This is a genomic window from Nostoc sp. C052, assembly GCF_013393905.1.
In the GTDB taxonomy this organism is placed as follows: domain Bacteria; phylum Cyanobacteriota; class Cyanobacteriia; order Cyanobacteriales; family Nostocaceae; genus Nostoc.
The window spans coordinates 1-11,846 of record NZ_CP040272.1 but is presented as its reverse complement, the minus strand read 5'-3'; the positions used below and the strand labels follow the sequence as shown (position 1 = coordinate 11,846).

The window sequence follows — 11,846 nt, the reverse complement described above, 5'->3', positions numbered from 1 at the left end:
ATGGCTACAAAAAATTGGGAATTGGCGATTATTGCTGGCAGTTTAAGAAACTTTTTTTAGACTTGTAATATTAAGTACTAAAATTCAGAAACCGATTGAAAACTTTCAAATATTATCGCACCTTTAGTAACTTATAACTGCCTAGTGACGATTTTAGACAGTACTGGTGTGATTCTTTATTTTTTACAGGATTTTTAGAGCGTTTTTCAGTACGTTGCCTGTGGCGGTTACGGTCTAATTAATCAATAACGCACTGAAAATATTTGTTCAACAGTTAGATTTAAATCTGGAAATGTTGGCGACTCTATACGGTCGTCTCCTCTAAACTGTTTACCACGATATTCACCCTCATCACTTAAAGAGTAAATTGTGATTGTTGGCTGTTTGGGGTCGCCTATCAATTCCTTGCTACCCGCAGGCATCGCACGACGCAAGGGCAAGGTCAGAGTTACGGTCAAAAATTGGATTAACGGCGGTGTGGTGATGATTCTGGATGCGATCGCTAACCTATCCCTCGCCACCAATTACAACAATCGCACACAAAACAATTATATTTTACACTCCGAAGCGCTTATAATATTCTTTCCCCAGTTTTGGGATCAAATATAAACAACTGATTTAAATCTAGTTGCAGAGAAAGACGATCGCCTGGACGCGGACGCACATCCCCACCTACCTGAATATTCAATACCACCGCCGAACCAGGTAAACCAGCACGAATCAAAGTTTCCCTTCCCAAAGGTTCCACCACCTTCACTTCCACAATCAGCTGACTCTCATTTCCTTCTTGGCGTTTTGGTGAATCAGCGCTGTAGGCGGGTTTCCCGCCGTAGGCGACTGTGAACCCGGAGGGCGATTCGTTAATAAAAATATGCTCTGGACGAATCCCCAAATCAAAACTATATCCCTGACGCAAATTTAATTTTTCCTTGACATCCGCTGGAATTACTAATAACTGTCCACTGACATCAAAACCATTATCTTTATAGATTGCAGGCAGAATATTCATTGGCGGACTGCCTAAAAAGCTTGCCACCATCTGATTAGCAGGACTTGCATAAATAGTTTGGGGATCGCCGATTTGTTGAATCCGTCCACGATTTAGCACGACAATTTTATCAGCCAAAGTCATCGCTTCAACTTGATCGTGAGTGACGTAAATAGTTGTAATGCCTAATTCTTGATGTAACTGTTTCAATTCTGCCCTGGTATCATCGCGCAATTGGGCATCTAAATTAGATAAAGGTTCATCAAGTAAAAACACTTGGGGTTCACGAGCGATCGCTCTTCCTAATGCTACCCGTTGTTGCTGTCCCCCAGAAAGTTGTTTGGGTTTACGATCCAGCAAGTGATCCAAAGAAAGCGATCGCGCCACATTCATCACTCGTTCTTGAATGATTTTTCGGTCAACCTTCCGCATTTGCAAGCCAAAGCCGATGTTTTGCGCCACACTCATGTGAGGATAGAGAGCGTAGTTTTGGAACACCATCGCCACATCTCGTTGTCTGGCGGGGATATTATTCACCAAGCGATCGCCAATAAATAGTTTGCCAGATGTAGCGGTTTCTAAACCAGCGATCGTTCGCAAAATTGTAGACTTACCACAACCCGATGGCCCGACTAAAACCCAAAATTCGCCATCAGGAATTTCAAAGGTAATATCCTCGATCGCAGTGACATTGTTAAATCTACGCTTAATATCTTCTAGACGAACACTTGCCATTATCTGATTAAAGTTAAGAGTTAAGAGTTAGGAGTTAGGAGTTAGGAATTTTAAGTTTTGAGTTTTGAGTTTTAAATTAAAAACCTCTTCAACTCATAACTAATAACTTCTAACTCATAACTTTGTCCAAGCTGGGTGAGAGAGTAAAGAAGCAAAGACTCGTACCCCCCGGAGTTGATTAGAGAGGGGTAAATGACCTCTAGGGGCGCTCAAATCCCAGGTAAACTCGTTAGGGTATCGCGTCCAAGTATTACCTGCTTTCCAGCCAATTTTCGGCCAGAAATTCTCCCAATTTTTACCCAAACTCAACCAGATTTCTCGCTGCACTGAAAAGCCAAATTTACCTTCCGAGTGGACTAACCAGAGGTTGTTAATGGTTTGCAAGTCAACAGCCGAGGTATTTTCTACCTCAGTAAAGTACAACCATTTTCGTTGTACAGCCGTTGGCCCTGATAGTTCGCACATTTTTTCGATGGTGACGCGATCAGCTGCTTGAAAGTCTTGAGCAGCAAGTAGCTGTTGCAAAGAATTGTAGTTAATCCCGCACTCTGATTTTAGAGGTACAATTCCCTCAGGAAAAGAAGAGCGCAGAAATTCTTTGGCTTGAGGTGCATCAGAGTTATAAAGAACTTGGTAAGCTTTGCCATCAACCCAAGTCGCTGGGTTTTCACGTCGTTTCAGTAAAAATTCCATCAACACGTCTAATCCCTCATTACCCAACTCAGCTAACTGTGGGATTATCTGTTGTTGGACTTTTTCAGACCCAGCGATTAACGGTCGTCGGAGGGAGTCGATGTCATTTGCCGGGTCTGATAAAATCATTGGGTCTGTCATGCCATTCTCGTTTTAGCGGTCAGTGAAAGAGCGGTAAGCTATTGGGCTTCTCTAAAGTGAAGCACTGATAGCGAAAAGTAGTTTACTATTTTTGATCGTACAAAATTGCGATCGCTTCACTGAAATCTCACACTTAATCCCCAAATAATGTACAAGGGGAATAGGGGGAAAATCTGGAGACTAGGGATTAGGGACTGGGGACTACGACTGAAGGGACATGGAGGACAAGGGTGAATTATTGAAAAAATCACTTCCTGTCTCTTTCCAATCCCCAATACCCAATCCCCAGTACCCAAAATACAAGCCTGCCACATAAAGATTTTTTGAATAGCAGCGTATCGATTAGGAGTGTGTGAATGATGTACGAAAAGATTACCCCCCCCGCAGCCGGAGCAAAAATCACCTTCAAAAATGGTGAACCTATCGTACCGGACAATCCAATTATCCCCTTTATTCGCGGCGACGGCACAGGTATAGACATCTGGCCTGCTACCCAAAAAGTCCTCGATGCTGCGGTAGCTAAAGCATATCAGGGTCAGCGTCAAATTAGCTGGTTCAAGGTTTACGCTGGAGACGAAGCTTGCGATTTATACGGTACTTATCAGTATTTACCTCAAGATACTCTCACGGCAATTGAAGAATATGGTGTAGCTATTAAAGGGCCTTTGACTACTCCCATTGGTGGGGGAATTCGTTCTTTAAATGTGGCATTACGGCAAATTTTTGACTTGTATGCCTGCGTGCGTCCTTGCCGTTACTATGCAGGTACACCCTCACCCCACAAAAATCCCGAAAAGCTGGATGTAATTGTTTATCGGGAAAATACAGAAGATATTTATTTAGGGATTGAGTGGCGACAAGGTAGCGAAATCGGCGATCGCTTAATTAAGATTCTTAACGAAGAACTAATCCCCGCCACCCCAGAACACGGGAAAAAACGCATTCCTCTTGATTCTGGTATTGGCATCAAACCCATCAGTAAAACTGGTTCCCAACGCCTAGTTAGACGTGCTATCAAACACGCCTTGCTATTGCCCAAAAATAAGCAACAAGTGACTTTGGTGCATAAGGGGAACATTATGAAGTACACCGAAGGCGCTTTCCGCGACTGGGGTTATGAACTAGCAACCAGTGAATTTCGCCAAGAAACTGTCACTGAACAGGAATCTTGGATTTTGAGTAACAAGGAAAAAAATCCGAATATTTCCTTGGAAGAAAACGCCCGCCAGATTGAGCCAGGGTTTGATAATCTTACCCCAGACAAGAAAGCGCAAGTTGTCAAGGAAGTCGAAACTGTTCTTAACACAATTTGGTCAACCCACGGCGAGGGCAAATGGAAAGATAAAGTTTTGGTGAATGACCGGATTGCTGACAGTATTTTTCAACAAATCCAAACCAGACCGGATGAATATTCGATTCTGGCGACGATGAACTTGAACGGCGATTATTTGTCTGATGCCGCTGCTGCCATTGTTGGCGGATTGGGAATGGGCCCAGGGGCAAATATTGGTGACTCTAGTGCCATATTTGAAGCTACCCACGGCACTGCACCCAAACACGCCGGATTGGATCGGATCAATCCTGGTTCAGTGATTTTGTCTGGTGTGATGATGCTGGAATTTTTGGGTTGGCAAGAAGCCGCAGACCTAATTAAGAAAGGTTTAAGCGATGCGATCGCAAATAGTCAAGTCACCTACGATTTAGCCCGGTTGCTAGAACCACCAGTTGAACCATTAAAATGTTCTGAATTTGCTGAGGCAATTATTCAGCATTTTGAATGAAGAACTATCTCTAGCTGGCTTGTCTGCGACACGCTGAACGAACTACTAAGCTAGAGGTTTCTACATCCTCTAGCTCGTATTAACGTAGCAATTTTGATATTTTTGGGGGAAGGTTCAAGAGCCACCCCTTAGCTTGACTGGGTTGGGTTGTCGTAAACACAGCATAAATTTATTTTTGATCTTATCGCTTCCTGGAAACGCTATATCATTCTTTGATGGTAAATAGCCCCTACTCGAACTGGGGCAAATTATTTGGATCAATACCCTGAGATTGTAAATAAGCAATTAGTCTTTCTTTTTGCTGACGTTCTTGTTCAGCACGTTGACTTTCTTGTTCAGCGCGTTGGCGTTCTTGTTCAATCTGTTCCACAGCCCACGGTAACAAATTCCCAGCTTGATCCCACCAGCGCAACCAATAACCAGTTCGCCCTTCTTTTGTTCCTTGCCAAGTTCCCAAAAATAAGCCCATTGCATCAATCCAATGACGACCATTTTCATCGGGTAGCTTTAACTCATAGCGTTGATTTTCTAGTTGATAATATTCTAATAAACCGCCATTAGGTTCAAAAATGATGTAGATAGGAATCTGCAAAATATGCTCGTAGAAAAACCATTTTCCCGGTGGATAACTTCGCTTTACTGAATATTCTCCGCCCTCGGTATCGGATAAAAATTCGATAGCGATCGCGGGGATATTTCCTTCTAAATTGGGTGTATAACTTTTGCGATTACCCACAATTTCATTAACCAATGGCACATAAACCCAGTCAGGTGCTTTGGCGATAAATTGCCCGTTGACTGTTGCACAAAGACCAAAGTTAGAAGCGATCAACATCTGGGGTTGAATGAATCCACTGATTTCTAGGCTTTCACGCAAAGCACCAGCCAAAAGCGGCTGACCTGTATTCTCCACTGGTTCATCCTCTAGTTGAAAATCCTTGGGTAAGGCTTCCCAGGTGATTACCAGTTCTTTTGGTGATTTGGCTTGGCTGAGTTGGGTTGCCATAAACACAGCATGAATTTATTTTCGATCTTATCGTTTCTAGGATGGCTATGGAGGCATTGAGGAATGAGTATTAGATAAAACCAGTACTCCACTCAGCTAATAGGTAAGGTAAACCAGAATGTTGCCCCTGCATTCAATGCACTGTTGACACCAATTTCACCGCCGTGAGCATGGATGATTTGCTTACACAAATACAACCCTAATCCCAAGCCTACAGAATTGCCGATATTTGCACCCCGAAAGTAAAGGTCAAAAAGCCGATCGCTTTGTTGTTTACTAATTCCTACGCCGTTATCACTGACAGTACAGTAAATCATGTCATCCTTACGGGTAGCATTGATTGTCAAGAGCAATCCAGGGGGATTATGTTTCAAAGCATTGACAATTAAGTTAGAAAAAACTCGCCATAGTTGCGTAGGATCGGCATTCACCAAAGGCAAATCTGCGGATACCAGATTTGTCAGCTTGGCTTGATTTTGTGCTAGTAATGGCTCTAAATCAGCGATCGCAGCTTTGACAACTGTCAGTAATTGTACTGATTGATATTGCAAAACAACACCCCGCACCTCGCTAATATGAGTTTCCATCAACGAATTAATTAAGTTCAGTTGGCGATCGCTACTTTGAATCATCCGCTCTAAAATTGAGCGTGAAACGGGGATTGGGGATTGGGAAGAGGCAGAGGGGCGGGATGCGGGGGGCAGAGGAGAGGAATTTTCCCCCTGCTCCCCACTCCCCACTCCCTGATTTAGCAAATTCTTCAATACCATTAAAGTACCAAGCACTGGATTGCGTAAGTCGTGGGAAACGGCATGGAAAAATACTCTTAGTTCTTCTTCAGTTTGCTTACGCTGGGTAATATCTTCTATCAAACCTTCGTAGTAAAGGAGTTTTCCCTGTTCGTCAAGCACTGCATAAGCTTTTTCCGAAATCCAGACAATACTCCCGTCTCGGCGATAAACTTGGGACTCAAATTCCGAAACACTGCCATACTTTTCCATCAGGCGCACAAATTCTGCCCGGCGGTTCGGATCGACGTACAATTGCTCAATATCAGTGAAATTTGCTGTCACTTCCTCCGGTAAGGAATAGCCATAAATTCGTGCTAAAGCAGGATTTGCTGTAATATAACGACCATTGGGACTGCTTTGAAAAATCCCTTCAACGGCATTTTCAAAAATGCTGCGATATTTAGCTTCTGCAACCTTGAGTTTCTGATAGGCAAATTCTAGTTCTTGACGGGCGTAAAACTCAGAGCGTTGCAGGCGATCGTACAGATAAACACCGATATCACATATAATACAAAACCAAAAAATGTATAAAATGAAGGTTACATTATATATTTCTGGATGTTCGGGGATTGGTGTTTTTAGTCCAAGTGCCGTATTCACACCAAAATAGTAAACCAGCACACTCACTTGAGTCAACAAGTGAAGAATCCAGCAAACGGGCATCAACACAGCTTGGCTCAAAAACAGCAGCGACCAACCAATGGTATCGGGTAGTGCGAAACCTCTAAGAGTTGCAAACAACTGCGATGCTAGACTAATTGACCAAGAAGACCCCAAAAATAATAAATCTGGATGATGACGACCTAACTTAGTCTTATGTAAGGCAAAGCATATAATTATACTTGCCAGCATTGCAATATTAATTACAAGGCGTTGAGTTCTAAGTACTTCTGGCAGACTTTCCAACTCTTGAAAAGGGAAAAACAAGCCGTAAATGTCTCGCAAAGTAAAAGACAACAGACAAATCAGCGCTAGCCATAACCATAAACGTAATCTCTGCCACAAAAAACGGTTACGCCAATCTTTGTAAAGAGTAGTGATTTCATCTGTTGTTGGTGCAGAAAAGGTTTTTCTCCACCAGCTTTGCACTGTTCTAAATGGAGTAGCCATTAGCATCCGAGCAACTTTGCCCATACCTTGAGGGTGTTTCCCTTACTCAATAGACTTCTTGCAGAAGTAGGGAAAAGGAAAAGGGGGAAAGGGTAAAGGTTTTGTATTTCACCCTTACCCTTTAACCTTTACCCTTTTCCCACAAGAGTGCAAAAAGCACTTTTGCAAGAGGTTTTATATTGCCATAATTAACACCCTCTCATTTTTTGGTGATTTATGGGTGAATTGTTGCAGATGAAGTTGCTAAAGGTAGTGTAAACCAAAAAGTTAATCCACGCTTGCGGTTACTAATAACACCAATGTTGCCGCCATACGCCTTAATAACTTTCCGACAAAGATACATTTTTAAGCCAATACTTGTAGAGCAACAGTCTTGGGGATCGCGGACGTGAAGATCGAAGAGGCGATCGCACTCTAGTTTACTCATTACTACACCGTCATCTTGAATCTGAATGCGAATCATTCCCGCCTCAACGGTGGCACTGAGGGTAAAGTTTAATCCTGGTGGATTATTGTGCAAGCTATGTGTAATTAAATTTACCAAAACTTTCTGCAACTTAGTCCCATCTGCCATTACTAACGGTAAATCGGCAGGAACCAAGTTCTTCAGAGTAGCTTGGTTTTGTGTCAGCATTGGTTCCAACTGGGCAAATGTTCCTCCCATTAGGGTGCTAAGTTGCACAGGTTCGTGTTTGATTTCCATACCCTGTTTTTCACAGGAATTAATTTCTAGCAATGAGTTAATCATTGTTAGTTGGCGATCGTTGCCTTGAATCATCCGCTCGATAATTGAGCGAGATATTGGGATTGGGGATTGGAAAGAGGTAGAGGGGCGGGGTGCGGGGGGCAGAGGAGAGGAATTTTCCCCCTGCTCCCTGCCCCCTGCTCCCTGCTCCCCACTCCCCACTCCCTGATTTAACAGATTCTTTAACACCATCAAGTTACCCATCACCGAAGTTCGTAAATCGTGGGCAACAGTATGCAAAACAACATCTTTGACGCGATGCAAGTTTTCAACTTCTTGCATTTTCTGTTGCAATTGTGCTGTTCGTTCTTCTACTTGGTGTTCTAAATTAGTGTTAAGTTCTGCTAATTTTTGGTATATCTGGCTTTGGTGAATGGCGATCGCTACCTGTTCTGACATCTGCTGTAACAAATCAATTTCTATTGGCTGCCAATGACGCGCACGGGAGCATTGATTGGCAATTAATGCCCCAAATAATTCGTCATCTAGCATAATTGGTATAGCCAGACTAGCTTTGGTTTGGAATTTATCGCAGTGTGCTTTGACTTTCGGAGATATGGTTAGTTGCGTAATGTCTTCAACGACACGCACGAAATTATCTTTTAGTAAGTTTCGTAATTCTTGTAGATAAGCTTCATCATTAGTAGACCACCCTGAGACTGATGGATACTTGGGATCTACTGATTCGGCAAGAGTTCTGATTCCCAAATTGGCATTGTTTAAAGCAATGAAAACTCGATCTGCTTGCAGAAATTGCCTGACTTCCGTGACGGTGGTTTGGAGAATTTCTTCTAAGTTAAGGGAAGAGCGAATTCGTACTAGGGTTTCTGCCAACAAGCGATCGCGTTGGGCACAAAGGCGTAATTGTGCTTCTACCTGTTTGCGTTCTGTAATGTCGTGATGCACTGCTAAAATGCAGGAAATGCCGTTTAAATCAATGACTTCGGCTGAAAGCAGCGCTGTAATTATCTCGCCGGACTTTTGCCGAAATTCAATTTCCAAGTTCCGAGCAACTCCTGTAGTTTGCAACTCCTGTACTAAATTCAGGCGATCGCGATCGTGTACCCAAAGATTTAACTCAAAAGCAGTTTTACCAATCGCCTCATCTCGTTCATAACCTGAGAGTTCTACAAAACTATCGTTAACTTCGATGAAACATCCTTCTTGTAAGGTGCTAATAGTAATTGAATCGGGGCTACAACTAAAAGCTTTGGCAAATTTTTGGGCAAGATTTTGTAAAGCGACTTCTCCTTGTTTCCGATCTGTGATGTCCCGAACAATTGCTAGGACTTCATCTTGACCACTTACTACCAACCGCGCCTCATAATCTCTGATTCCCAAAGGCGTTGGTAGTTTATATTCACAAGTTTGCAAAGTTCCAGAATCTAAAGTTTTAGCGATCGCTACTTGGCTAATAGCTGCAACATCACTAGGTAATAACTCTTCTAAATGTTTGCCAACTATTTCTTCTCGCGAAAGAGTGACATTTGCTCCCTCACTTTTCAAATCTAGATACTCGCCATCACGGCTGATACGAAACATCAAATCAGGGATAGCATTTAAAATGGCTTGATAGCGCGCCTCACACGCTTGCAATTTTTCTTGGGCTTGTTTTTGCTCTGTAATATCCATAACTAAGCCATTCCAAAGCAAATTGCCTGCTTCTTGTATTGCGGGTTGCGAAGTAACTTGAATCCATTTAACTTTCCCACTAGGCGTAACGATCCGACCTTCCCAATACCAAGGTTTACCAGTGGTGCGACAAACAGTAATAGATTCTACAAAAGCTTGTATATCCTGTGGATGAATCAGTTTATATAGCACCTGATAGTCTGCCTGTATAGCTTCTGGTTCTAATTCATACAAATATTTACAACCAGAACTAATATAAGAGATAAATATAGAACCATCCTGCCGTTGCAGGATTTGAAAAATCATCCCCGGTAAATTGGCGGCAGTTGTTTCCAAGAGAGTGATCTTCTCTGGTGAAAAATCTGCTTTATGCGGTGATTTTACAGTTTCATCCACTCTTAGACCCTTTGATATATAAGCAATTGGCATAATATTCAAGGCAATCATAGCCATTGTGAAAGTTTTTTAGCTGTCGGCACGATCACTAACAGCAAAAAAAAGTGGCTCTACTTTCAGAGTAGTTCTGGATGTTGCGATCGCATACACCCAATCGGGTGAACCATTTGTCAAGGTTAGAATCAGTTCAGTTGCAGTCGTTAGGCAAGTTGCTTTACATCTGTGGAAAACTTGTGGAAAAACTCTGATATTTTTCCACAAGGTAATTATACTTAATTAATTTTAACTAGGAAAATACTAAGTTTTCCACAGTTTTTTCCACAATTTCAGTTAAATTTAATCAATTTTTATACGTTACTTAATATTCTTGACTAATTCTTGACTAATTCTTGAGCCATCTAAACCAATTATTCAGAGTGCGGGTTGTGGAAAACTTCATCTATTTTTATGATGGTTTTTGGGAACGGCTAGTGATATTGATGCGATCGCTCAGTTGGCGTAGGGTTTGTGCTAGAGTGCGATCGCTCTGGTGAAGTTGGGTAATTTTATCACAACTGTAAATCACCGTTGTATGGTCTTTACCACCAAATTCCTCGCCAATTCTCGGCAAACTCAAGGATGTATGTTGACGCATTAAATACATCCCTATTTGACGCGCCCAGCTAATCTCTCTTCGGCGCGAGTTACCTTTCAGGTCGTCTATTAAAACATCAAAATTATCCGCCACAACCTTTAAAATAGCTTCTGGGGTAGCTGCCATTTTTTCATTAGGCGGTTCTAAAACTGGTGTAATATTTTCTACTGTCATCGGTAAACCCCAAATAGAAATATAAGCCACCGCCCGAATTAAAGCTCCTTCTAATTCTCGAATATTAGAAGTATAGTTAGAAGCGATATACTCAATCACATCGCGGGGAAGACTAATATTTTCATCCTCAGCTTTTTTCTGTAAAATTGCCATTCTCGTTTCTAAATCCGGCTTTTGGATATCCGCGATTAACCCCATAGAAAACCGAGAACAAAGACGTTCTTGTAAACTCGGAATCTGGTTAGGAGGACGGTCAGAAGCAATGACAACTTGTTTTCCAGCCTCATGTAAAGTATTAAAAGTATAAAAAAATTCTTCTTGAGTGTATTCTTTTCCTTCTAGAAACTGAATATCATCAACTAATAAAAGATCGGCGGCTCGGTAATGCTCTCGGAAACTCTGCATACTATCCTTCCGAATCGCTGTAATTAAATCATTAGTAAACTGTTCAGTAGAAACATAAAATATTTTACAATCAGGACAAATTTCCCAGCGATAATGACCAATAGCCTGCATGAGATGAGTTTTACCCAAACCGACACCACCGCATAAAAACAAAGGATTGAACTCTTTCCCTGGAGATTCTGCAACTGCCAAAGAAGCTGCGTGAGCCATCCGATTGTTAGCACCAACTACAAATCTGGAAAAGACATATTTAGAGTTTAATTCAGTAGTTTTATGATTATGATGAGGAACAGCTTCAGAAATAGTATTGGGATTTGGTAATTCCCAAGAAACCTCTCGTTCACTAAAATGAGAAACTTCATCACCTTGAGCAACAGTAATGTAAATTCCTACCGGATGACCAAGAATATCTTGTACTACATGAGCAATGGTATTGATGTAATACTTCTGCAACCAATTACGAGCAAATGGGTTAGGAGTGCGAATAACCAAGCAATTATTTTCTAATCGCTCCGCACTAGCAGTTTTGATCCAAGTTTCAAAGGTAGGTCGGGATAATTCAAGCTTTAGGCGCTCTAGTACCTGACTCCACAGACTTTCTATGGGAATTTCCAT

At 42.0% G+C, this 11,846-nt stretch carries 7 protein-coding genes and 1 pseudogene; 1 reads left to right on the top strand and 7 read right to left on the bottom strand.

Features of this window, described 5'->3' with window-relative positions; all coding sequences use genetic code 11:
• Positions 1–242: 242 nt before the first annotated feature.
• From FD723_RS00040 to FD723_RS00030, 3 genes and pseudogenes are all read right to left on the bottom strand, one after another.
• Positions 243–413 (bottom strand): annotated as a pseudogene (locus FD723_RS00040) (Uma2 family endonuclease); the annotation flags it as partial.
• 158 nt (positions 414–571) lie between these two features.
• A complete protein-coding gene (locus FD723_RS00035) occupies positions 572–1,723 on the bottom strand; it encodes an ABC transporter ATP-binding protein (protein ID WP_179063530.1) in 1,152 nt (383 codons plus the stop codon).
• A 114-nt stretch (positions 1,724–1,837) separates the two neighbouring features.
• Positions 1,838–2,557, bottom strand: a complete 720-nt coding sequence (locus tag FD723_RS00030) for a GUN4 domain-containing protein (protein WP_179063529.1) — start codon at positions 2,555–2,557, stop codon at positions 1,838–1,840.
• A 359-nt stretch (positions 2,558–2,916) separates the two neighbouring features.
• Between FD723_RS00030 and FD723_RS00025 the strand changes: the two genes are divergently transcribed.
• On the top strand, positions 2,917–4,338 hold the full coding sequence (locus tag FD723_RS00025) for an NADP-dependent isocitrate dehydrogenase (protein ID WP_179068959.1): 1,422 nt from the start codon (positions 2,917–2,919) through the stop codon (positions 4,336–4,338).
• A 229-nt stretch (positions 4,339–4,567) separates the two neighbouring features.
• On the opposite strand, the gene FD723_RS00020 is transcribed toward FD723_RS00025, so the two are convergent.
• From FD723_RS00020 to dnaA, 4 genes are all read right to left on the bottom strand, one after another.
• Positions 4,568–5,344, bottom strand: a complete 777-nt coding sequence (locus FD723_RS00020; RefSeq protein WP_179063528.1) for a Uma2 family endonuclease — start codon at positions 5,342–5,344, stop codon at positions 4,568–4,570.
• A 92-nt stretch (positions 5,345–5,436) separates the two neighbouring features.
• Positions 5,437–7,269 (bottom strand): ATP-binding protein, encoded by a 1,833-nt coding sequence (locus FD723_RS00015; RefSeq protein WP_256875001.1) that lies wholly within the window; start codon positions 7,267–7,269, stop codon positions 5,437–5,439.
• Between the two features lie 190 nt (positions 7,270–7,459).
• A complete protein-coding gene (locus FD723_RS00010) occupies positions 7,460–10,075 on the bottom strand; it encodes a PAS domain S-box protein (protein WP_179063527.1) in 2,616 nt (871 codons plus the stop codon).
• A 388-nt stretch (positions 10,076–10,463) separates the two neighbouring features.
• Positions 10,464–11,846, bottom strand: a complete 1,383-nt coding sequence (dnaA, locus tag FD723_RS00005) for a chromosomal replication initiator protein DnaA (protein WP_179063526.1) — start codon at positions 11,844–11,846, stop codon at positions 10,464–10,466.

Coding starts and splice junctions, on each gene's coding strand:
- FD723_RS00035 (WP_179063530.1), bottom strand. CDS start 1,723: ATGGCAAGTGTTCGTCTAGAAGATATTAAGCGTAGATTTAACAATGTC.
- FD723_RS00030 (WP_179063529.1), bottom strand. CDS start 2,557: ATGACAGACCCAATGATTTTATCAGACCCGGCAAATGACATCGACTCC.
- FD723_RS00025 (WP_179068959.1), top strand. CDS start 2,917: ATGTACGAAAAGATTACCCCCCCCGCAGCCGGAGCAAAAATCACCTTC.
- FD723_RS00020 (WP_179063528.1), bottom strand. CDS start 5,344: ATGGCAACCCAACTCAGCCAAGCCAAATCACCAAAAGAACTGGTAATC.
- FD723_RS00015 (WP_256875001.1), bottom strand. CDS start 7,269: ATGGGCAAAGTTGCTCGGATGCTAATGGCTACTCCATTTAGAACAGTG.
- FD723_RS00010 (WP_179063527.1), bottom strand. CDS start 10,075: ATGGCTATGATTGCCTTGAATATTATGCCAATTGCTTATATATCAAAG.
- dnaA (WP_179063526.1), bottom strand. CDS start 11,846: ATGGAAATTCCCATAGAAAGTCTGTGGAGTCAGGTACTAGAGCGCCTA.